At 65.5% G+C, this 21604-nt stretch carries 18 protein-coding genes; 13 read left to right on the top strand and 5 right to left on the bottom strand.

The window, feature by feature from the left end:
• Positions 1–48: 48 nt before the first annotated feature.
• The 3 genes from JMY28_RS12840 to JMY28_RS12830 are packed head-to-tail and all read right to left on the bottom strand — an operon-like array spanning position 49 to position 4792.
• Positions 49–999, bottom strand: a complete 951-nt coding sequence (locus JMY28_RS12840; protein WP_201696295.1) for a dimethyl sulfoxide reductase anchor subunit family protein — start codon at positions 997–999, stop codon at positions 49–51.
• Positions 1000–1866 carry a 4Fe-4S dicluster domain-containing protein gene (locus tag JMY28_RS12835; protein WP_201696294.1) on the bottom strand — a complete coding sequence of 289 codons (867 nt, stop codon included), beginning with the start codon at positions 1864–1866 and terminating at the stop codon, positions 1000–1002. It abuts the gene before it with no gap.
• A 13-nt stretch (positions 1867–1879) separates the two neighbouring features.
• Positions 1880–4792 (bottom strand): molybdopterin oxidoreductase family protein, encoded by a 2913-nt coding sequence (locus tag JMY28_RS12830; protein ID WP_201696293.1) that lies wholly within the window; start codon positions 4790–4792, stop codon positions 1880–1882.
• Positions 4793–5028: 236 nt separating this feature from the next.
• On the opposite strand from JMY28_RS12830, the gene JMY28_RS12825 reads away from it, so the two are divergent.
• From JMY28_RS12825 to JMY28_RS12815, 3 genes are all read left to right on the top strand, one after another.
• A complete protein-coding gene (locus tag JMY28_RS12825) occupies positions 5029–5244 on the top strand; it encodes a TOBE domain-containing protein (RefSeq protein ID WP_201696292.1) in 216 nt (71 codons plus the stop codon).
• Positions 5245–5460: 216 nt separating this feature from the next.
• Positions 5461–6633, top strand: coding sequence for a porin (locus JMY28_RS12820; protein ID WP_201696291.1), 1173 nt, complete (start codon positions 5461–5463; stop codon positions 6631–6633).
• Positions 6634–6847: 214 nt separating this feature from the next.
• A complete protein-coding gene (locus JMY28_RS12815; RefSeq protein WP_201696290.1) occupies positions 6848–8527 on the top strand; it encodes a purple acid phosphatase family protein in 1680 nt (559 codons plus the stop codon).
• Positions 8528–8563: 36 nt separating this feature from the next.
• Here the strand turns inward: JMY28_RS12815 and shc are convergent, their stop codons facing one another.
• Complete coding sequence (gene shc / locus JMY28_RS12810; RefSeq protein ID WP_201696289.1) at positions 8564–10600, bottom strand: squalene--hopene cyclase; 2037 nt, start codon at positions 10598–10600, stop codon at positions 8564–8566.
• Positions 10601–10666: 66 nt separating this feature from the next.
• Between shc and JMY28_RS12805 the strand changes: the two genes are divergently transcribed.
• The 10 genes from JMY28_RS12805 to JMY28_RS12760 all read left to right on the top strand — a co-directional run bounded on the left by JMY28_RS12805 (position 10667) and on the right by JMY28_RS12760 (position 20390).
• Positions 10667–11380 carry a TetR/AcrR family transcriptional regulator gene (locus JMY28_RS12805; RefSeq protein WP_201696288.1) on the top strand — a complete coding sequence of 238 codons (714 nt, stop codon included), beginning with the start codon at positions 10667–10669 and terminating at the stop codon, positions 11378–11380.
• A 118-nt stretch (positions 11381–11498) separates the two neighbouring features.
• Entirely contained in the window at positions 11499–12458 is a 960-nt protein-coding gene (locus JMY28_RS12800) for a 4-hydroxyproline epimerase (protein WP_328809397.1), read from the top strand.
• Positions 12458–13615, top strand: coding sequence for an NAD(P)/FAD-dependent oxidoreductase (locus tag JMY28_RS12795; protein WP_201696371.1), 1158 nt, complete (start codon positions 12458–12460; stop codon positions 13613–13615). The genes JMY28_RS12800 and JMY28_RS12795 overlap by 1 nt, the downstream gene beginning before the upstream one ends.
• Positions 13608–13883, top strand: coding sequence for a 2Fe-2S iron-sulfur cluster-binding protein (locus JMY28_RS12790; RefSeq protein ID WP_201696287.1), 276 nt, complete (start codon positions 13608–13610; stop codon positions 13881–13883). The genes JMY28_RS12795 and JMY28_RS12790 overlap by 8 nt, the downstream gene beginning before the upstream one ends.
• Entirely contained in the window at positions 13880–15148 is a 1269-nt protein-coding gene (locus tag JMY28_RS12785; protein WP_201696286.1) for an FAD-dependent oxidoreductase, read from the top strand. Before JMY28_RS12790 ends, JMY28_RS12785 begins: the two co-directional genes overlap by 4 nt.
• 90 nt (positions 15149–15238) lie before the next feature.
• Positions 15239–16021 (top strand): AraC family transcriptional regulator, encoded by a 783-nt coding sequence (locus tag JMY28_RS12780; RefSeq protein ID WP_236596827.1) that lies wholly within the window; start codon positions 15239–15241, stop codon positions 16019–16021.
• A 179-nt stretch (positions 16022–16200) separates the two neighbouring features.
• The gene (locus JMY28_RS12775) at positions 16201–17115 is read left to right on the top strand and encodes a dihydrodipicolinate synthase family protein (protein ID WP_201696285.1); all 915 of its coding nucleotides are present in this window, start codon (positions 16201–16203) and stop codon (positions 17113–17115) included.
• Positions 17116–17204: 89 nt separating this feature from the next.
• On the top strand, positions 17205–18242 hold the full coding sequence (locus JMY28_RS12770; protein WP_201696284.1) for an Ldh family oxidoreductase: 1038 nt from the start codon (positions 17205–17207) through the stop codon (positions 18240–18242).
• Positions 18243–18330: 88 nt separating this feature from the next.
• The gene (locus JMY28_RS12765; RefSeq protein WP_201696283.1) at positions 18331–18993 is read left to right on the top strand and encodes a response regulator; all 663 of its coding nucleotides are present in this window, start codon (positions 18331–18333) and stop codon (positions 18991–18993) included.
• A complete protein-coding gene (locus JMY28_RS12760; RefSeq protein ID WP_201696282.1) occupies positions 18990–20390 on the top strand; it encodes an ATP-binding protein in 1401 nt (466 codons plus the stop codon). Before JMY28_RS12765 ends, JMY28_RS12760 begins: the two co-directional genes overlap by 4 nt.
• A gap of 29 nt (positions 20391–20419) precedes the next feature.
• Here the strand turns inward: JMY28_RS12760 and ampC are convergent, their stop codons facing one another.
• On the bottom strand, positions 20420–21592 hold the full coding sequence (ampC, locus tag JMY28_RS12755) for a class C beta-lactamase (protein WP_236596826.1): 1173 nt from the start codon (positions 21590–21592) through the stop codon (positions 20420–20422).
• Positions 21593–21604 lie beyond the last annotated feature (12 nt).

Genomic DNA, 21604 nt, shown 5'->3' with positions numbered 1-21604 from the left:
ACATGAACAACTTCCGGGGCATCGGAGCGGCCGATGCCCCCGGCCCCATCAGGCCGCGCGCTGGTAATAGAGGTTCTGCGGATGGCGCGCCTGCGCGAAGAAGAACCAGCGCTCCGCGACAAGGCCCGCGTACTGGACGACGCACGCCACGAGAAGCAAGGTTGCGGACAGCGGATGCAATGCTTGCGCGACCAGCGCCAGCGGCACCAGAAACGCAGCCACGATAAACCCCCACTTCACCCATCGCATCGTCGTGTCGGATTGGCCGTGAAAGAACTCGCGCAAATTGAAAGCGCTTGCTGTAAACCCGCGCGAAATCTGCCTGACCTTGCTGGCCTGGATGCCCGTGGCGCTTTGCAGCGTCGAGCGCGGCTGCAACCGGTCATTGCGTGCGAGTGTGGCCACTCGGCTGACGCAGCCCGCAACGATCAACACACACGCGGCGAGCCCAAGTGCCGGCGCGATATCGGGCGCCAGCCACGCCGCGCATGCAGTCGCAATCGTGAAACCGGAAGCACAGCCAAGCAGGACGAAGTTCACGAGCGTGAGCGGCGTCGCCCACTCCTGAAGGAAGCGCAGGCACGCATAAATCATTGCCGTGCAGGCAAAGAGGCCCAAACTCGCAATGACCGCAATCGCACCGATGGCGAACGACCAGGGCGAGTTCATCCAGTGGGCCAGTCCGTACAGGAACGTCGTGCCAAGAAACAAGGGCAGCGCGAGACACTCGCGCGAGAGCCACGAGGTGCGCCACATGGCGATGGCGCGCCACGCACGCTCAGGATGACCCAGATGGAAGACCGAAGCGACGAGCCCCAGCGTACCGAGCACAACCGCGAGCCCCGCACCGCAAATATAGAACTGCCGCGACACGCCCTGCAACGGCGCCCATTCGGGATGCAATCGCGTGAGCAGCTCCACGCCGAACAGCGCGACAAGCAGCCCTTGTCCAGCCCCCGAAAGCGTGGTCAGAAAAACGACGGAAAATGCGGGTCTCATTCAAATCTCCCTGGTCGCAACCGGTTGTGAACGCGTGAATAGCGACTTCACTCGCGTTGCGAAAGCGGCCAGATTGAGCTTGCCTGAATCCAGTCGATCATCGAGCCGCATGTCGCGCGACATGGCCGGTGTGCCACGCCGGATCGCCAGGCTCGCGAGGTTGATCGGCTCGCCAGCATCGAGCATGCTCGCGGGCGACGCCGCCGATGCGCCACCGCTGCACCCACACGAACCGCTGCCACAGCTGCTTTCGGTCTTCACGCGCGGCAGATAGTGATTCGACGGCTTCGTGCCCCACTCCGGCATCAACTGATAGCCGCCACGCGCCTGAATCGCCTTCGACGCATCCGACTCGGGGTCGTGAATGTCGCCGAAAATCCGCGCCGATGTCGGGCATGCGAGCACGCAAGCGGGTTTGCGGTCGCGCTCGGGCAGCGCCTCGTTATAGATGCGGTCCGCGCACAGCGTGCACTTGGTCATCTCCTTGCGCTCTTCGTCCAGTTCGCGCGCGCCATACGGGCAGGCCCAGGAGCAATACTTGCAGCCAATACACTTGTCGTAGTCGACGAGCACGAGCCCGTCTTCCTTGCGCTTGAAGCTCGCGCCTGTGGGGCAGACTGGCACGCACGGCGGGTCTTCGCAGTGCAGGCACGATTTCGGAAAGTGAATGGTGTCCGAATTCGGGAACTCCCCGGCTTCATACGTCTGCACGCGGTTGAAGAAGGTGCCGGACGGATCGGCGTCGTAGGGGCGCACATCCGAAAGGCTGCCCGCCTGCCCCGAGGTATTCCATTCCTTGCAACTCGTCACGCACGCGTGGCACCCCACACAGACGTTCAGGTCGATCACCAACGCCATTTGCGTCATTTCGGGGTCCTCCTTACTTGCGTGTCACAACATTGCGCAGACGCGCGGCGAACTTGCCGCTGCCCGCGAAATACGCCTGAATCCGTTCAACGGTGCCCGTCGAGCCCGGCAGGGGTTGCATCGGCGCGAACTGCGGCAGCGTGTGGTCGGCATCGGCCTCGGCGGGATAGACGCGCACACGCACGTCGTACCACGCAGCCTGCCCCGTCACCGGATCCGAGTTCGAAACGCGCCGGCCATCACCGAAAGGCAGTTCTTCGGTAATCAGGTGATTGAGCAGGAAGCCGCGTTGCGACTCATTGGCTTCCGGTCCGAGATTCCATGCGCCGGCGGCCTTGCCGATGGCGTTCCATGTCCACACCGTGCCGGGCTCGACTGCCTCGCTGTAGCGCGCCATGCAGCGCACCTTGCCCCACTGCGATTCGACGTAGATCCATCCGCCGTCCTCGATGCCGTTTTCCTGCGCCATGCGCGGATTCACATACAGGTAGTTCTCGCCGTGAATCTGCCGCAGCCACGCGTTTTGCGAATCCCACGAGTGATACATCGCCATGGGGCGCTGCGTGACTGCCGCAAGCGGGTAGCGTTCGAGATCGGTTGCCGCGAGTTCCAGCGGCGCATACCAGAAAGGCAGCGGATCGAAGTAGCGCTCGACGCGCGCACGCAAATGCTCGGGCGGCTGGCGCGCATCTGTCTTGCCCTGCGCGGCGAGGCGGAACTTCTGCATGACATCCGAATAGAGCTGGATAAGGATGGGCTCTGCAAATTTCCGGAATCCCTTCTCCACGGCGAATTGCAGGTAAGGCCCATTTACGCCGCGCATGTACTGAAGCTCTTCGGGCAGCGTGTAATGGAACACGCAGTTATTCTTCGCGTATTCCTCCCACTGGCGGGGATTGGGCTCGCCCACGAGCGCCTTGTCGCCGTCCTTGCCGCGCCAGCCAATCAAAAAGCCGACGCCGGAATTGGGCGCGGTCTGGAAGTTGACGATGAAGTCCGGATAGTCCTTGAATTTGCGCTCGCCTTCGGCCGTCGTGAATGCCGGCAGCTTCAGGCGGCTACCCAATTCGACGAGCACTTCCTGGAACGGGCGGCATTCGCCGGTGCGCTCGAGCACCGGCACGCGCACGGAATCCACCGGCCCGTCGAATTCCGAAATCGGCCGGTCGAGCATCGACATCGCGTCGTGCCGCTCCAGGTAGGTCGTGTCGGGCAGGATCAGATCGGCGAATGCCGTCATCTCCGACTGGAACGCGTCGCACACCACGAGGAACGGAATCTTGTACTCGCCGTCCGCCCCGCGGTCGGTGAGCATTTTGCGGACCTCGCTCGTGTTCATCGACGAGTTCCACGCCATGTTGGCCATGAAGATAAGCAAGGTGTCGATGGGGTACGGGTCGCCTCGCCACGCGTTCGTGATGACGTTGTGCATCAGGCCATGCACCGCGAGCGGATATTCCCACGAGAAGGCTTTGTCGATGCGCACCGGCTCGCCCGCTTCGTCGATGAAGAGATCGCCGGGCGCCGCGGGCCAGCCGAGCGGCCCGGACGGCAACGGCGTATTCGGCTTGACATCGTTCGGACTGCTTGGCGGCTTGGCCGATGGGGGCACCGCGCGCGGATACGGCGACTTGTGACGAAATCCGCCAGGCCGGTCGATCGTGCCGAGCAGCGACATCAGCACGGCGAGCGCGCGGATCGACTGAAAGCCGTTCGAATGCGCGGCCAGCCCCCGCATGGCGTGAAAAGCGATGGGGTTGCCGGTCACGCTTTCGTGCTTCACGCCCCAGGCATCCGTCCACGGGATCGGCAACGTGATCTTGTGATCGCGCGCCGTTTGCGCCATCTCGCGCGCGAGGCGGCGGATCGTCTCCGCCGCGATTCCTGTGATTTCCTGAGCCCATTCGGGCGTCGTATCCTTGAAGCGCTCACGCAACAGCGCAAATGAAGGCGCCACCGGCGTGCCGTCGTCCAGCACATAGCGGCCGTCGAGCGCGGGCTGCGCGCCGCTCGCGTGATGCTGCACCGCACGGCCCGTATTTTCGTCCCACCACAGATGGTTTTGCGGGAACAGCGGATTGCCCTCGGGCAGACTCGCGTCCTTCACGAACAGGCCGAACGTGTCGCTCTCCGCGCGCATGTCCAGCAGTTCGCCCGCGTTGGTGAAGCGTTTGACGAATTCGTGATCGTACGCGTCGGCCTCGATCAGCTCGTGGATCAGCGCCATGAACAGCGCGCCGTCCGTGCCGGGACGAATGGGCACCCATTCGTCGGCAATGGCGGCGTAACCGGTGCGGATCGGGTTGATCGCGATGAAGCGGCCGCCCGCACGCTTGAACTTCGAAAGGGCGATCTTGAGCGGATTGGAGTGGTGATCCTCCGCTGTGCCGATCATGATGAAGAGTTTGGCGCGGTCGAGGTCCGGGCCGCCGAACTCCCAGAACGAACCGCCCATGGTGTAAATCATGCCCGCGGCCATGTTCGCGGAGCAAAAGCCGCCGTGGGCGGCGTAGTTGGGCGTGCCGAACTGCTTGGCGAAAAGGCCCGTGAGCGCCTGCATCTGGTCACGGCCGGTGAAGAGCGCGAATTTTTTGGGGTCGGTTGCCCGCAGATGGGCGAGGCGCTTCTCGATCGTGTCGAGCGCCACGTCCCACGAAACGGGCTCGAACTGCGCTTGCCCACGCTCGGCGCCCTGCTTGCGCATGAGCGGCTGCGTGAGGCGGGCCGGCGAACACTGCTTCATGATCCCCGACGAACCTTTCGCGCAGATCACCCCCTGGTTCAAAGGGTGTTCCGGGTTGCCGTCGATATAACGGACTTCCCCCTCACGCAGATGCACGCGAATGCCGCAGCGGCACGCGCACATGTAACAGGTCGTGGTCTTGATTTCCAGCTTTTCGTCTTGAGTTCGAGCGCCGTGGTCCACTAAAGGCCTCCATTTACGACTGACGGGTGTCCGGGAACCACCACACGCCGCCTATGCGCTAGAAATGGTAGGCCTATGTGATTGACTACTCAACTTTGCATTCCGGATACCAGTCATCACGAAATCCGATAGTTTCGATAAGCTTACCCCGCTGCGGGAAACCCTGATTCCCCGAGTGCCACGCAGCGCGGTATGGTCCAGCCCTTTGCCACCCCGAACCTATACGTTTGCGAATCATGGATACACCGACAACCCGCATTCGCAACCAGTTCCCCGGCCGAATCCTCGAAATCATCAGAGGGGAGAAGCATTCGGAGGTCGATGTCGCCACGGCGGCGGGCATCTTCACCTCAGTCATCGAAACCCGGATTCTGGACCAGCTCGGCCTGAAAGCTGGCGTGACGGTCGTCGCGATCGTCAAATCCGCTGACGTCAGGCTTGCGGCGCCTTGACACGCCCTTTCGACCGCTCACTCACCGCGTCGATCCCCATCTTTGGTTGATTTATCCACCATAGCTTGAGGCCCTCGGTTCTCATGAACTGAAGATATCAAGAATCTAAACGAAGCTTCATTTTAAGGGCCATTTTCGACACGTTTGCGTAATCGCCCTCGCCTAAATTTCCGGTTCCGCCACACACGAAGATTCTTCCTTCTCTACGGAACCGAAATGAAAAAAGCGTTGTTGAACATCCTCGCGCTCGCGGCGGCCGCCGCCTGCACGAGCGCTCACGCACAAAGCAGCGTCACGCTCTACGGCACGGTCGATGCGGGACTCGACTACGTCAGCAATCAGAAGTCGTCCACGGGTCATGGCACGACGTGGGGCATGCAGTCCGGCAACGTGAGCACGAGCCGCTGGGGCCTGCGCGGCACGGAAGACCTGGGCGGCGGCCTCAAGGCGATCTTCGACCTCGAGAACGGCTTCTCGGTCGTCAACGGCAAGGGCTCCAACGGCGGCTATATGTTCGGCCGGCAAGCGTGGGTGGGGCTTGGCAGCGACCAGTACGGCACGCTCACGCTCGGGCGCCAGTACGACGCGCTCGTGGACATGATCGCGCCCATGTCGGCCACGGGCTCTGGCTTCGGCGGCAACATCGCGATGCACCCGTTCGACAACGACAACCTCAACAACGACGTGCGCATGAACAACGCCGTCAAGTTCCGCAGCGCGACCTACGCGGGCTTCCAGGTGGAAGGCGCCTACGCGTTCAGCAACCAGGGCGGCGGCTTCTCGAACAATAACGCCTACACGATGGGCGCTTCGTGGAACGGCGGCCCGATCAACCTGGCCGTGGCGTACTTCCAGGGCAACGAGCCCGGCTCGACCACGAACGGCGCGCTCAGCGCCGGCAGCGGCACCGACAACGATCCGATGTTCGTGGCCGCGCGCACCCGCACGCTCGGCGCGGGCGGCAGCTATACGATCGGGCCCGCGAAGGTGGGCCTCGTGTTCACGCGCACGATGGTCGACGAACCCACGCAAATCGCCCAGGGCGGCTCGCTCAATGCGTTCGATGCCGACTACCTGACGTTCAATAACTTCGAAGTGAACGGCCGTTACGCGCTCACGCCGCAACTGAGCCTGGGGGGCGCCTATACCTATACGGACGGCTCGGTCAGCCGCGTAGAGGGCAACGCGTCGCCGCACTGGAACCAGTTCATGCTGCAGGCCGACTATGCGCTGAGCCGCCGCACCGACGTGTATCTGGAAGGCGTGTACCAACGCGTTTCCGGTGCGCAAGGCATTCCGGTGCTCGGCAATGCGTCGATCTATAACCTCGCGGCTTCGTCCAGCAATACCCAGGCGGTCGTCGCAGCAGGGATGCGCCTGAAGTTCTAAGCTCATACCTGGCGGCGAAGCGCAAAGTAACGGCGGGCCCCGCGAGAGAAGCGCGGCCCGCCGTGCTGCGTAAGATAAGGGCAGTGTCATCGCCAGGTCATGCAAGCGCGCCATCGTTGCGCAGACACTCACCCTGCGATGCTTGCGCCCGCGCGCGTCAGTCATGCAAGTCCGCTAGCGCAGGCTTCGCCTTCTGCTCCCGAGGCGAGACGACATGACGAAAAAAGACATCCCCGAGAATACATCCACCGAAAGCGGCGCCAGTGTCTCGCGCCGCGGCTTCCTCAAGCTTGCCGGCGCTTCCGGCTTTGCGAGCGCGGCCAGCGCTTTTGCGGGCAGCGCGAAGGCCGACGCCGCCACACCCGACGGCACGCCCGAGCAGATCCACCTCACCTGGGGCGAAGACCCGACGCGCGAAGTCGTCGTGTCGTGGGCATCGCTCGCGTCCTCCACGAATCCGCGCGTGATCTACAGCGCCGATCGCGGCAAGCGCGAGACGGTGCACGCCGTTCAGCGCACCTATACCGACGGGCTCACGGGTGTCGTCGTGTTCACGTACCACGCGCGACTGCGCGCGCTCGCGCCGGCCACGACCTACCGATACGAAGTCACCGCTGATAACGACAGCCGCGCGAGCAGTCCATTCAGTTCGAGCTTCGCCACCGCGCCGCGCGGACGCGCGCCGTTTCGCTTCACGAGCTACGGCGACCTCGCCACGCCGAACACGGGCTGGGTGCTTTCGTCGCCGCAGAGCCGCTTCGCCGTGGAAGCCGTGGAGCGCTTCCAGCCGCTCTTTCATCTGCTCAATGGCGACCTCTGCTACGCGAACCTGAATCCCGCGCACCAGACCGATGTGTGGCGCGACTTCGGCAACAACAACCAGACTTCGTCGGCGAACCGTCCGTGGATGCCGTGCCCCGGCAATCACGAGATCGAGTTCTACAACGGTGCGCAGGGTCTGAATTCGTATCTCACGCGCTATTCGCTGCCCGATAACGGCACGCATTTTCCGGGCCGCTGGTACAGCTTCCGCGTGAGCAACGTGCTGTTCGTCTCGCTCGACGCCGACGACGTGGTCTACCAGGACGCCGCTGCCTTCGTGGCCGGCCCTGCGCCGCTCGTACCCGCCGCGAGCACGGGCAATGCGCCCATCCAGCCCGGCTCGTCGTTCTACGTGCGCGGCTACAGCAATGGCGTGCAGACGCGCTGGCTCGAGCAGACCCTGAAGCAGGCGAAGGACGACAACGATATCGACTGGATCGTGGTGCAGATGCACCAGGACGCGCTCAGCTCGTCGAAAACCGGCAATGGCTCGGACAAGGGCATTCGCGAAGCGTGGCTACCCCTCTTCGACCGCTATGGCGTGGATCTCGTGGTGTGCGGCCACGATCACGACTACGAGCGCAGCTACCCGGTGCGCGGCTGCAATCACCACGCGGGCGTCGATGCGAAGACCGGCGTGAGCGTCGACACGCTTCAGCCGCGTCCTGCCACGCATGCCCAGGACGCGGGCAACACCTTCGACACGAGCCACGGCACGATCCACCTGATCCTGGGCGGCGGCGGCACGAGCGCGCCGCTCGACGTGTATGGCGTGGACGCCGGCAACGGCAATCCGCAGGCGCAGGTGTTCACGAAGCCCAACCGCCCGGTGCCGGGCGCGACCGCGGGCACCTTCGCGCGCCCCACGGCGGACGCGCTCGAAGACGCGATCTGGTCTGCGCAACGCGATACGGGCACGGGCTATGGCATTGCGGTGTTCGACGTCGATCCCGGCACGCACGGCGGCAAGACGACGATCACGATGAACTACTATCACGCGCCCGGCGCCGACCAAACGCCGACCGGGAATTATGAGTTGTTCGAAACGATTACGCTGGCGAAGTCGAGATAAGCCAGCCACGCGGGGCGCTTGCGCCCCGCGCCGAATTCAGTCTGCGAGCGCGGCCTCTTCCACTTCGCGCACCTCAACGGCAACACCCGCCAGCCGCCGGTAACGCGACAGCGCCCACAGCGGAAAATATGCCGTGTACCCGTGATATTTGAGGTAGTAAATCCGCGGGAACCCCGGCGCATTATGCGAGCGATGCCACCAGAACCCGTCCTCCTGCTGCACGGATAGCAGATACGCCACGCCGCGCCGCACCGATTCGGATTCCCAGTCGCCGAACGCCATTTGCGCGAGGAGTGCCCACGCCGTGAAATTTGACGTGCTTTCGCCACCATTGGTGCCGGCAAGGCGCGGGTCGATATAACTGTCGTTGGTCTCGCCCCAGCCGCCGTCCGCGTGCTGGCGTGCGCGCAACCACGCGAGCGCGCGTGCGATGTACGGTTGCCTCGGGTCCTCGCCCGCGAGCGCGAGACCCGCCAGCACGCTCCACGTGCCGTAAATGTAGTTGGTGCCCCAGCGGCCCCACCAGCTGCCGTCGGCTTGCTGAGTGGCCTTCACGTACTCGATGGCGCGCGCGAGCGCCGCCTTGTCCTCGGCGCGGCCCGTCACGCCGAAGCACAGGAGCACACGGCCCGATACGTCTTCCGTTGGCGGATCGAGCAGGGCGCCGTGATCCGCGAAGGGAATCGCGTTCAGATAGAGGCGGTCGCAATCGGCGTCGAACGCGGCGAAGCCGCCGTTGCGCGATTGCAGGCCGCGCATCCAGTCGAGCGCGCGCGTCACGCGTGCCGCGTAGGGGTCCACGCCCGTTTTGCGGGCCTCCCCGCGGCCGCGGCGATGGAGCATGGCGGCGACCACGGCCGTGTCGTCGATGTCCGGATAGTGCGGGTTCTCATACTGAAAGGCCCAACCGCCAGGCGGCGTGTCCGGCTGTGCGTTCTCGATCCAGTCGCCGCGCACGTCGTCCACCTGGCGAGCGGCGAGCCAGTCGTACGCGCGCGCAATGCGCCGCTGCAGTTCCTGGTCGGTGATCGCTGCCGACGCCGGATCGGCGGGCGCGACCGTACGCGCCTGCTCGAGCGCCATCGTGCTCCACGCCGTGTCCCAAACCGGCGAGAGACACGGCTGGCAATACATGCTGCCATCCGGGCGCTCGACAAGCAGCTTTTCCAGTGCATTCTCACAATCGCGGCGCAGCGGGTGATCTTCAGGATACCCAAGCACCTGCATCATCTGGTAGCTGTAGACGATCGGCGGAAAGATGCCGCCCATGCCGTCCTCGCCGTTCATGCGCTCTGCGCACCAGGCCTCGGCATGCTTCATGGCGCGCTGGCGCAACGCGCGCGGCAACAGCGGCTCGATATGGCGCAGCGCCCGGTCAGCCGCGAGAAAGAACCGGCGGACACCCTTGCCGCGCGCAAAGTATTCGCGCTCTTCTTCGGGCGGCGTAACGAACAGTTCGGCAATCGATACATCATGAGGATTGGCCGCGCGCGCCTTCAGCGAACAGAGCGCGAGCAGCGGCACCATGGTCGTGCGCGCCCAGTAGGCGACCTTGTACATCGAAATGGGCACCCACTTCGGGAACAGCACGAATTCGATCGGCATGAACGGCGTGGCGCGCCACGGCACCTGACCGAAGGTGGCGAGGAGAATGCGCGTGAACACGTTCGACTTCGCCGCGCCGCCGAGCTTCAGAATGGTCTCCCGCGCGCGCACCATGTGCGGCGCATCCGCCGGGTCCCCCGCCGCCTTCAGCGCGAAATACGCCTTCACGCTGCACGAGACATCGGGCGCGCCATCCACGTAGAGGTCCCATGCGCCGTGCGTTTGCAAACGCTGAATGGCGCGCAGATAGCGCGCCATCTTCTCCTGACGCACCACGTCGATCTTGCCCATGAAATGCATCATGAGGATGTATTCGGCGGTGATCGTGGCGTCCGATTCGAGTTCGAAGCACCAGCTTCCATCGGCATCCTGCTGTCGCACGAGCGCCTCGCGGCCGCGAACGATCGAGGCGTCGAGCGCCGCCATGGCGGCTGCGGAGGCGGTAAAAGGTGGGTTGGAATTTTTCATCGGAGCGGATCATACCATCCGTACGGAATGTTTAGCCGCGAAGCCCGCAATGGTATGATCGCCGCCATGAAAGACTCCTCCGTCAAGGCGCCCGCGCGCGCGACAAGGCGCGGCGCGAAGGCGGCTGACGCAGCGGCCCCCTCGGCTCCCTCTGCCCCCGCGACCTCGCCACCTTCCCCACGCAAGGACACGGTGCCGGCCGCCGGCACGCGCCGCAAGAAAGCCCCGGTCCAGGTGCGCGCGCAATTGCTGCAGGCGGCTTCCGATATCGCCACCGATCAAGGTGTGCCGGCCGTCACGCTCGACGCCGTGGCCGAACGCGCGGGCGTGACCAAGGGCGCGCTGCAATATCACTTCGCCAACAAGCAGGGCTTGCTCGATGCGCTCTTCGAGCAGACACTCGCGCGATTCGAGCAGCAGATGCATACGCGCGTCGAAGAAGGCGTGGCAGAAGGCGCGCCCAGACACGGCGCAGCAGCGCGCGCCTACCTGCACACGACGATCGACGAAACGAGCCCCGCCGCCAGCACCAACGTGCTGCGCGTGCTGGTGGCCGCGATGATGACCGACCCCGCGATTCGCGAGCGCTACGCCGCGCCCATGCGCAAGTGGACGCGCCCCGACCCGCTGCCGCTCGAAGCCGCCGCCCGCCTCATGATCTGCCGGCTAGCGGCGGACGGCCTGTGGATCTCCGACCTGCTCGGCTACCAGAACATGCCGCCGCGCCTGCGCGCCGAGGTGGTGCGCCAGCTGGAGCAATTGGCGTTTGTGAAAGACTAAAGAAAGCACGCGCCAGGGAACACCCTGAGCACCGCGCATTCACGCGCGGCGCACTATGCCGAAATCGTCACCGAGCAAGGGCCGTTCGAGCAAGACGGCCCAAATGGGGCGACCTACGATTGTCGGCATGAAAACCCTGACCGTTATCGACTCCCACACGGGCGGCGAGCCCACGCGCCTCGTGATCGCAGGCGGCCCCGAGTTGGGCCACGGCCCGCTCGCCGAGCGCCTCGGCGTTTTCCGTCGCGACTTCGACCGCGTGCGCGCGGGCGTCGTCAACGAGCCGCGCGGCTCGGACGTGATGGTCGGCGCGCTGCTTTGCGAGCCGCATGATCCGTCCTGCTCCGCCGGTGTGATCTTCTTCAACAACGTCGGCTTTCTCGGCATGTGCGGGCACGGCACCATCGGCCTCATCGCGTCGCTCGCGCATCTCGGGCGCATCGCGCCCGGCGTGCATCGCATCGAAACGCCCGTGGGCAACGTCGAAGCCGAACTGCACGCCGACGGCAGCGTCACCGTGCGCAACGTGCCCGCGTATCGCTACCGCGAGGCCGTGCCGCTCGACGTGCCAGGCTACGGCCGCGTGCATGGCGACATCGCCTGGGGCGGCAACTGGTTCTTCCTCGTCGCCGATCACAATCTCACGCTCGAAGCAGGCAACGTCGAAGCGCTCACCGAAGCCACATGGGCGATGCGCCAGGCGCTCGAGGCGAACGGCATTACCGGCGCGGATGGCGCGTTGATCGACCATATCGAACTCTTCGCACATTCGGACGTCGCGGGTATCGACAGCCGCAATTTCGTGCTGTGTCCCGGCAAGGCCTACGACCGTTCACCGTGCGGCACCGGCACGAGCGCGAAGGTCGCGTGCCTCGCCGCGGACGGAAAGCTCGCGCCCGGCGCGCAGTGGCGGCAGGAAAGCATCATCGGCAGCGTATTCGAGGCGAGCTATGAAACCGCGCCCGAACTCCCCGCGGGTCATGTGCGCCCGAGCATACGCGGCAGCGCGCATATTAGCGCGGAGTCCAAACTGATTTTCGCCGACGACGATCCCTTCGCGTGGGGCATTCCCGCGTGATGCCAGGTTCGAGCGGTCAACACGATGTTGTCGTGATTGGCGCGGGCATCGTGGGCGCAGCGTGCGCGCACGAACTCGCGGCGCAGGGTCTGAACGTACTCGTCATCGAGCGCGCGGGCGTGGGCGGCGGCGTGACAGCCGCTGGCATGGGTCACCTCGTCGTGATGGACGACACGCCTGCCGAGTTCGCGCTGAGTGCGTGGTCGCTGGCACTGTGGCACGCGCTCGCGCCGCGGCTCGACGAACGCCATGCGTTCTTGCGCTGCGGCACCCTCTGGGTCGCCGCCGACGACGAGGAACTGGCGCTCGCGCAAGCGCGCCAGCAGGCGCTGCAACACCAGGGCGTGGCGTGTTCGATGCTCGACGCGCGCCAGTTGCGCGAAGCGGAACCGGGTCTGCGCGATGGCCTGGTAGGCGGCATGATCGTCGACAACGACGCCGTAGTCTACGCGCCTGCCGTTGCGGCATGGTTGCTGGAACAACCGGTTAGCGGTCGCGTCACCTGCCGCACTCGAACGCAAGTCGCGCGTATCGACCGCGCGGGCGTGCATCTCGCCAATGGCGAGGTCATTGGCGCGGGCGCGGTTCTGGTCGCGAACGGCCTGCAGGCGCTCGATTTGCTGCCGCGCCTACCGCTACAGGCCAAGAAGGGACACCTGCTCATTACCGACCGCTATCCCGGCACGATTCGCCATCAGGTTCTCGAACTCGGCTATATCAAGAGCGCGCACAACGCGAGCGGCACCTCGGTCGCATTCAACGTGCAACCGCGGCCGACCGGGCAATTGCTGATCGGCTCGTCACGCCAATTCGACAGCACGGACCCTGCCATCGAGCCGGCGATACTCGCGCGCATGCTGCGCCGCGCCGCCGAATACCTGCCGCAATTACCCTCGCTGAACGCGATTCGCGCATGGACGGGCTTTCGCCCGGCGTCGAGCGACGGCATGCCGCTGATCGGCCCCGCTGCCTCGTTCGCCGATGACGACAGCCATCCGTCCACGTGGCTCGCCACCGGACACGAGGGCCTGGGCGTTACCACGGCGCTCGGCACCGCGAAGCTGATTGCCGCGCAAATGCTTGGACGCGCCGCCGCTATCGACGCGACGCCGTATCTCCCCGCGCGCTTCGCCGCCCAGGGGGCCGTGCATGTCTGAGACCAATACGATGTTGACGATCGACGGGCGCAAAGTGGGCGTCGCGCCGGGCAGTTCGGTTGCAGCCGCCATCGCCATTGCCGCAAAGGCGGAAAACGCAGCGCCCGTCACGCGGCGTTCGGTGAGCGGCGCGCTGCGCGGGCCGTTGTGCGGCATGGGTATCTGCCAGGAATGCCGCGTCACCATCGACGGCGTGCCGCACCGGCTTGCATGCCAGACGGTTTGCGCCGCGGACATGCATGTCGTCACCGGGAATGCAGCGCCATGAAGTTCGATATCCTGATCATTGGCGCCGGACCGGCCGGATTGAACGCCGCGCGCATCGCCGCGCAAGCGGGCGCAAACGTAGGCATCGTCGATGACAATGCGCTGCCTGGTGGCCAGATCTGGCGCCAGGGTCCCGGCCATCGCGCCACGGGCCCCGCGCGCGCCGTGCTCGATGCTCTCGCTACACGCGCGAACGTCACACTGCTAAGCGCGACCCGCATCGTGCAAGCGCTGCCGGGCCGGCAACTGCTCGCGGAAAGCCCCGACCGGGCGCTCACGCTCGCTTACGACAAGCTCATCATCGCCTCAGGCGCGCGCGAACGCTTCCTGCCCTATCCCGGCTGGACGTTGCCGGGTGTCACGGGCGCGGGTGGCTTGCAGGCGCTCATCAAGGCCGGCATGCCGGTGAGCGGGGAGCGTATCGTCATCGCGGGTAGCGGGCCGCTGCTCTGGGCCGCTGCCGTGACCGCGCGTCAGCATGGCGCCACCGTCGCCGCCATCGTCGAGCAGGCGCCACCGCAAGCGGTGCGCCGCTTCGCGGCGGGCCTCATCCATACGCCCGCGAAACTCGCGCAGGCGCTGCGCATGCGCTTCGATCTGCGCGCCACGCCTTACCGGTGCGATGCCTACGTTACCGAGGCAATCGGCACAACGCGCGTGACGCAGGTGCGCGTGCGACGCGGCAACGACGACATGCTGGTCGATTGCGACCGGCTCGCGTGCGCCTATGGCCTCGTGCCCAATACGGGCGTCGGCGCGGCGCTCGGTTGCAAGCTTGACACCCACGCAGACGCTCCCGCCATCGCTGTGAACGAATGGCAACAGACTTCCGCAGAAGCCTTTTACGCGGCTGGCGAATGCACCGGCGTGGGCGGCATGGAACTCGCGGCGGTGGAAGGCCGCATCGCGGCCTATGCCGCGCTCGGGGACAACGCGAACGCCCAGCAGATGTTCGCCGAGCGCGAACGCTACCGCCGTTTCGCCGTGCGCCTGCACGCCGCGTTCGAACTCGCTCCCGCGTTGCGCGCACTCCCGCAGCCCGACACCGTGTTTTGCCGTTGCGAGGACGTCGTGTATCGCGACGTTGCGCGCCACACGTCGTGGCGCGACGCCAAGCTGCAGACACGCTGCGGCATGGGACCCTGCCAGGGCAAGATTTGCGGCGAGGCGGCGGCGTTCTGCTTCGGCTGGCCGCAAAACGGCCAGCGCGCGCCGTTCTCGCCCGCGCGCATCGACACCTTGCTGCACGCGGAAACGACGCCATAGCGCCGCACACGTTTTTTATTGCAGATGCGCGAGCGCGCGCAAATCGGCACAATGGTGCTTTCCCGCCGATCCCGCCCCAAGCGCCACGCGATGCCCGAACTGGTCCTGCCCGCCGCCCTCCAAAACGCCACGTTTGCGCAGATGGTCGCGCATTTCACCATGCTCGAACCGCTGTTCGACGCCATGCCCGACGTGGTGTTCTTCGTGAAGGATCACGAGGCGCGCTACGTGATCGCGAACACCACGCTTGCCGCGCGCTGCGGCTTCAAAGAGAAGCGCGCGCTGCTCGGCAAGACGGCCGAGCAGGTTTTCCCTTCCCGCTTCGGCCACAGCTATACCGCACAGGACGAGGCCGTGGTGCGCCAGGGCAGCAGTCTCATCGACCAGCTCGAACTGCACCTGTATCCGGGCCGCCAACCGGGCTGGTGCCTCACGTCGAAAGTCCCGCTGCACGACGCGCACGGCCGCGTGCTGGGCGTAGCGGGCATCTCGCGCGACCTGCAGGCCGCCGAAGGCACGCATCCCGCTTACCAGCGGCTCGCGGTCGCCGCGAAGTACATCCAGGACAACTATGCGCAACCGCTCAAGCTCGCGCACCTGGCTAAGCTCATCAACATGTCGGTGGCGCAGATCGAGCGTTACTTCCACAAGATCTTCCACCTGACACCACGCCAGATGCTGCTGAAAACGCGTCTGGACGCGGCCTCGGTGCTGCTTGCGAGCGACCTGAGCATCACCGACATCGCCACGCAATGCGGCTATAACGATCACAGCGCGTTCACGCGGCAATTCAAGGCCACGGTGGGCGTCACGCCAAGCCAGTACCGCGCGCTGCTGCAAACGCCCGCAAGCGCGCAGACGTCCGGCGCTTGAGCCTCGCGCAAGCGTTCCCAGGGTTCCCCCTGGGCCGCTGAAGAAAGCGGCGGACTATGCAGATTTCGTCTTCTGGAAGCGCGAAAGGCCCCAAGCGCCAAACGATTTGGACAGCGATACTTCACTCACATTCAACACGTACCGGCATGAGCCGCTACGCATTCAAGGAGTGAGTCACAGTGAGCGCTATCCAGTGGAGCGGGGTGTTTCCCGCCGTCAGCACGCAGTTCAAGGCGGACTTCTCGGTCGATATCGACGCCACGCACCGGGTGGTGAGCAATCTCGTCAAGGACGGCGTGTCGGGCCTCGTGGTGTGTGGCACCGTCGGCGAGAACACCTCGCTTGCGACGAATGAAAAGATCGCCGTGATCGAGGCCGCGCGCGACGCCGCCGGCGGCAAGGTGCCGGTGATCGCGGGCATTGCCGAATTCACCACCGAATTCGCGCGTCAAACCGTAAAGGAAGCGGCACGCGTGGGCGTGGACGGCGTGATGGTCATGCCGGCGCTCGTGTATTCCTCGAAGCCCCATGAGACGGCCGCGCATTTTCGCGCCGTGGCTTCCGGCACCGACCTGCCGGTGATGGTCTACAACAATCCGCCGATCTACAAGAACGACGTCACGCCCGACATCCTGATCGCTCTTCAGGATTGCGAAAATATCGTCTGCTTCAAGGATTCGTCGGGCGATACGCGCCGCTTCATCGATCTGCGCAATGCCGTGGGCGACCGCTTCGTGCTGTTCGCGGGCCTCGACGACGTAGTGGTCGAAAGCGTGGCCGTTGGCGCCGAAGGCTGGGTCTCGGGCATGTCGAATGTGTTCCCGAAGGAAGGCGAAACGCTGTTCCGTCTCGCGAAGCAAAAGCGCTTTGACGAAGCGCTCGCGCTTTATCGCTGGTTCATGCCGCTGCTGCACCTCGACGCACGCCCCGACCTCGTGCAGTGCATCAAGCTGTGCGAAGAGCTCGTGGGCCGCGGCAGCGCGGTCACACGAGCGCCGCGTCTGCCGCTCGAAGGCGAGGCGCTCGCGCACGTGAAGGCCGTGGTCGAGAAGGCGCTCGCTACGCGCCCCGCCCTGCCGGACGTCGGTCTATAAGACTGACTTAAGCGCGCCTCTCCAAAGCGTCTTCCGAATCACCGAAACCGGGCCACGTTGGCCCGGTTTGTCTTTTTACACGGGATGCCATGTCCAGCACCGTCACGAACGACGCACCCGAACAGGTCGTCCTCACGCTCGACGAAGTCTTCACACTCTCGCGCAACGTGCTGTTACGGCACGGCATGTCCGAGGCGCATGCCGATGCGATCGCGCGCGTCATCACGCAAGGCCAGCGCGACGAATGCCACTCGCATGGCATTTATCGCCTGCTCGTCTGCGCGCGTTCGCTCAAGAGCGGCAAGGTCGATGCGCGCGCCGAGCCCACGCTGTGCGATATCGCGCCCGGCGTGCTGGCCGTGGACGCGCACTATGGCTTTTCGCTGCTCGCATTCGAAACCGGTCTGCCCGTGCTCGCGCAGAAAGCGCGCAGCCAGGGCATCGCTGCGATGGCCATCAACCATTGCTTTCATTTCTCGGCGCTGTGGCCCGAGGTCGAAGCCATCGCGGCGCAAGGGCTCGTGGGCATCGCGATGAACCCGAGCCATAGCTGGGTCGCGCCAGCGGGCGGCACGCGCGGTGTGTTCGGCACGAATCCGCTGGCGTTCGCGTGGCCGCGCGAAGGCGGCCTGCCGTTCGTGTTCGACTTCGCAACGAGCGCCATTGCGCGCGGCGACATCGAACTGCACGCGCGCGAGGGCAAGCCCATTCCCCCGCATTGGGCGCTCGATAGCGACGGCCAGCCCACCACCGACGCTCGCGCCGCGCTGGACGGCGCGATGCAGACGTTCGGCGGCCACAAGGGTTCGGCGCTCGCGGCCATGATCGAGCTGCTTGCGGGCGCGCTGATCGGCGACCTCACGAGCATGGAGTCGCAGGCCTTCGACGCCGGCGCGGGCGCGAGCCCTTGCCACGGCGAGCTCGTCATCGCGATCGATCCGCGGCGTTTCGGCGGCGACGGCTATGAAGCCGGTCAGGCACGTGCAGAGCGGTTGTTCGCCGCCATTACCGCGCAGGGCGCGCGCTTGCCGTCGCAGCGGCGGTTCGAGGCGCGCGGGCGTAGCGAACGCGATGGCGTAAAGGTGCCGCGCGCGCTCTACGACGATGTGCTGAAGCTCCTCGACTGATTGCCAGGCCCTCCCCTCAGCGTGCCGCTTAAGCACCGGTTAAGCCGGGATGAGCGACAATGTAAGGCTGAAATTAGGGGAGCGAGCGATGCGCCTGTTGCTGGTGGAAGACGACGAAATGATTGCCGAAACGGTGCTCGACTCGATGCGCCGCGAGGGTCATGCCGTCGACTGGGCGCGCGACGGGCGGGAAGCCGAGCTTTCGCTCGACAACGACGTGTACGACCTCGTGCTGCTCGATCTCGGGTTGCCGAAGAAGGACGGTATCGAGGTGCTCAATGGCTATCGCCGCAAGGGCGGAGAGGCGGCCGTGCTGATCCTGACCGCGCGCGATTCGGTCACGGACCGCATCGCCGGGCTCGACGCCGGCGCCGACGACTACCTGATCAAGCCCTTCGATCTCGACGAGCTGGCCGCCCGCACGCGCGCCATGCTACGCCGCCGCACGGGCCAGAAGCAGCCGGTCTACACGCACAGTGGCCTCTCGCTCGACCCCGCCGCGCACGAGGTCACGAAAGACGGCGAGAGCGTCGCGCTGGTGCCACGCGAATTCGCGCTGCTGCGCGTGCTCATCGAACAGCCCGCGCGCGTATTCACGAAGGCCGAGCTCGAAGAGCGCATGTACGGCTGGGGCGAGGAAGTCGGCAGCAACGCGATCGAGGTGCACGTGCACAGCTTGCGCCGCAAGATCGGCACCGACCAGATCGTGACCGTGCGCGGCGTGGGCTACCGGCTCAAGAGACCGGAATGAACTCCATCCGCCGCCGCCTGCTGGGCTGGCTCATCTGCGGTTTCGCGGCCGCTTCCGTGGTGGCGGGCTTCGGCATTTTTCACACTGCGCGCGACGAAGCGGGCGAGCTGTTCGACTACGAACTGCATGCCGTGGCGCTTTCCATGCCCGCGAACGTCGCGACGGCGCGCGAGGTCGAACAGTCCGGTCCCGGCTTCGACGAAATCGCCGACGACCGCATTCTCATCCAGATCTGGGACCGCGACGGCAAGCTGATTTACCGCTCGCAGGAAACGCCTGTATTACCGCGCCAGGCCGCCGGCTTTCGCACGATCGAGGACGACGAGGTGCATTGGCGCGTGTACGGCATCGCGCAGCCCGAGCGCTTCGTTCAGGTCGCGCAACCCATTTCCGTGCGCGATGGGCTGGCGCTGCACCTCGCGCTGCATACGTTGTGGCCGCTCGCACTGCTCGTGCCGGTGGCCATCGTGCTCGTGCTGTTCGTGGTGACGCGCGGGCTCGCGCCGGTGCGTGCGCTATCGGCGCTGCTCGCGTCGCGCTCGGCGCATGCGCTGCAGCCGTTGCGCCTCGATGGTTCGGTGCCGGTCGAACTGCGGCCGCTCGTCGTCGCGCTCAACGATCTGCTGGACCGTTTGAATACGGCCTCGCAAGCACAGCGCACCTTCATCGCCGACGCTGCGCACGAACTGCGCTCGCCGCTCGCCGCGCTCAAGCTGCAATGGCAGGCGGCGCTGCACGACGGCACGCTGAACGGCGAGCCGCGCACGCTCGAGCGCATGCAGACACGCCTGAACCGGACGATACGCCTCGTGCAGCAACTGCTCACGCTCGCGCGCGAAGATGCGCAGGCGAGCGCGCCCGCCACGACCGTGAGCCTGCGGCGGCTGGGCGAACAGGCCATCGGCGACTTCTCGCTGCTCGCGGAGGAAAAAGGCATCGACCTCGGCCTGGAGTCACGGCCGCCGGTTACGGCCGAGTGCATCTGTAACGTAAGCGCCGACGCGCACGGCCTGAACACCCTGCTGAACAACCTGCTCGACAACGCGATCCGCTACACGCCAGCCGGCGGCAAGATCGATCTCGTGCTCACGCGCTCGCAGGACACGCTCGGCTTCGAAGTCATCGATAACGGGCCCGGAATTCCCGAAGGCGATCTCGAACGCGTGCTCGACCGCTTCTTTCGCGGCGATCATGCCCAGGGCACGGGCAGCGGCCTTGGCCTTTCGATCGTGGCGCGCATCGCACAGCGTCAAGGCCTGACGTTCACGCTGCGCAACAACCCGGGCGGTCGCGGGCTCACAGCGGCGGTGAGCGGGCTACCTCCCCACGATGGGCCGGCGGTCAATACGAATACGCCCGCCAGCAGAGTCGCCCAGGCGACGAGCGATTCGGCCTGAGGCCGCACGCTCACCACCGATCACTGCGATCACTGCGCAGGCGCGCCCTGCACCAGTTCCAGCACGCGATACGCGAACCGCACGCGCGATTCGGTGGGGTGATTGCGGTTGGCGAGAATGACGATTGCCGTCTTGCGCGCGGGCTCGAACGCGAGATAGCCGCCAAAACCGTTGGTCGCGCCCGTCTTGCCGAGCAACGCATCCGGCTGCGGCGGTAGCGGCGGGACCAACGCCGTGGCCGGGTTGTCCTCCAGCACCATGTGGTTCGCGTTGCCTTGCACGAGATCATTCAGGCTCACCGGCTGCGCGTACTGCTCCCATACCAGGTTCTGAATGAACGGGCCCGCGCGGAAATATCCCACATGCGTGGCCTCCAGCGCGCGCTGCAATTCCGGCTCCACTTCGACCTCGCCCATGTTCGCTTCGAGAAAGCGCAGCATGTCGCGCGTATCCGATTTCACGCCGTAGGCTTCGTCGCCGAGCACGCCGGGGTTCAGGCGCACCGGCATATCCTTCTTGTTGTAGCCCTGCGCATAGGCCGCACGCTGAGCGGCGGGCACGCGAACGAACGTGTGCGCGAGCCCTAGCTTCGGAAAGAGCGTTTTCTCCACGGCATCCGCGTAGCTCATGCCAAGCTGCTGCGCCGTGATGCGCGCGAACATGCCGATGCTCGGGTTCGCATAGGTGCGCTGCGTGCCCGCCGGATAGCGCGGGCGCCATGCCTTGAGCCACGCCATCAACTGTGCGTCGTTCGTGACTTCGTCGGGCACCTGCAGCGGGAAGCCGCCGCCCGTGTGCGTGCCGAGATTGATGAGCGTAAGCGCGCCGAACGGCGTGCCGCGCATGTCGGGCAGATAGCGGCTCACTGGCGCATCGAGCGCGAGCTTGCCGTTCACTTGTGCCCAACCGGCGAGGGTGGCGGCGAAGGTCTTGCTCATCGACCCGAGTTCGAAGAGCGTTTCGTTTGTGACGGGCTCGCCCGTTTCCTTCGAAGCGACGCCGAAGTTGTAGAAGCGCTCCGTGCCGTTCACGGCGACCCCAATCGCGAGACCGGGAATACCGTTCTCGCGCATGAACGCGAGCGCAGCTTCGCGTATTTGTGCGTCGCTGCCGGTGGCGGCTTCTGCGCCAATGGCGGGACGGTTCAGGGTGACGGCTACGAGCAGAGCGCCGGCACAGACCCTTGCGAGTGAACGAAGCAAGATCGCCTCCTT

It is taken from the genome of Paraburkholderia hiiakae (assembly GCF_904848665.1).
In the GTDB taxonomy this organism is placed as follows: Bacteria; Pseudomonadota; Gammaproteobacteria; order Burkholderiales; family Burkholderiaceae; genus Paraburkholderia; species Paraburkholderia hiiakae.
Note: the sequence above shows the minus strand (reverse complement) of the source record. Positions and strands in the feature narration are given on the sequence as shown.

Excerpts from the sequence above, each read along its gene's own strand:
- JMY28_RS12835 (WP_201696294.1), bottom strand. The coding sequence starts at position 1,866 with ATGACGCAAATGGCGTTGGTGATCGACCTGAACGTCTGTGTGGGGTGC.
- JMY28_RS12765 (WP_201696283.1), top strand. The coding sequence starts at position 18,331 with ATGCGCCTGTTGCTGGTGGAAGACGACGAAATGATTGCCGAAACGGTG.
- JMY28_RS12760 (WP_201696282.1), top strand. The coding sequence starts at position 18,990 with ATGAACTCCATCCGCCGCCGCCTGCTGGGCTGGCTCATCTGCGGTTTC.
- JMY28_RS12795 (WP_201696371.1), top strand. The coding sequence starts at position 12,458 with ATGCCAGGTTCGAGCGGTCAACACGATGTTGTCGTGATTGGCGCGGGC.
- JMY28_RS12780 (WP_236596827.1), top strand. The coding sequence starts at position 15,239 with ATGCCCGAACTGGTCCTGCCCGCCGCCCTCCAAAACGCCACGTTTGCG.
- JMY28_RS12825 (WP_201696292.1), top strand. The coding sequence starts at position 5,029 with ATGGATACACCGACAACCCGCATTCGCAACCAGTTCCCCGGCCGAATC.
- JMY28_RS12785 (WP_201696286.1), top strand. The coding sequence starts at position 13,880 with ATGAAGTTCGATATCCTGATCATTGGCGCCGGACCGGCCGGATTGAAC.
- JMY28_RS12770 (WP_201696284.1), top strand. The coding sequence starts at position 17,205 with ATGTCCAGCACCGTCACGAACGACGCACCCGAACAGGTCGTCCTCACG.
- JMY28_RS12805 (WP_201696288.1), top strand. The coding sequence starts at position 10,667 with ATGAAAGACTCCTCCGTCAAGGCGCCCGCGCGCGCGACAAGGCGCGGC.
- shc (WP_201696289.1), bottom strand. The coding sequence starts at position 10,600 with ATGAAAAATTCCAACCCACCTTTTACCGCCTCCGCAGCCGCCATGGCG.
- JMY28_RS12840 (WP_201696295.1), bottom strand. The coding sequence starts at position 999 with ATGAGACCCGCATTTTCCGTCGTTTTTCTGACCACGCTTTCGGGGGCT.
- JMY28_RS12815 (WP_201696290.1), top strand. The coding sequence starts at position 6,848 with ATGACGAAAAAAGACATCCCCGAGAATACATCCACCGAAAGCGGCGCC.
- JMY28_RS12820 (WP_201696291.1), top strand. The coding sequence starts at position 5,461 with ATGAAAAAAGCGTTGTTGAACATCCTCGCGCTCGCGGCGGCCGCCGCC.
- JMY28_RS12790 (WP_201696287.1), top strand. The coding sequence starts at position 13,608 with ATGTCTGAGACCAATACGATGTTGACGATCGACGGGCGCAAAGTGGGC.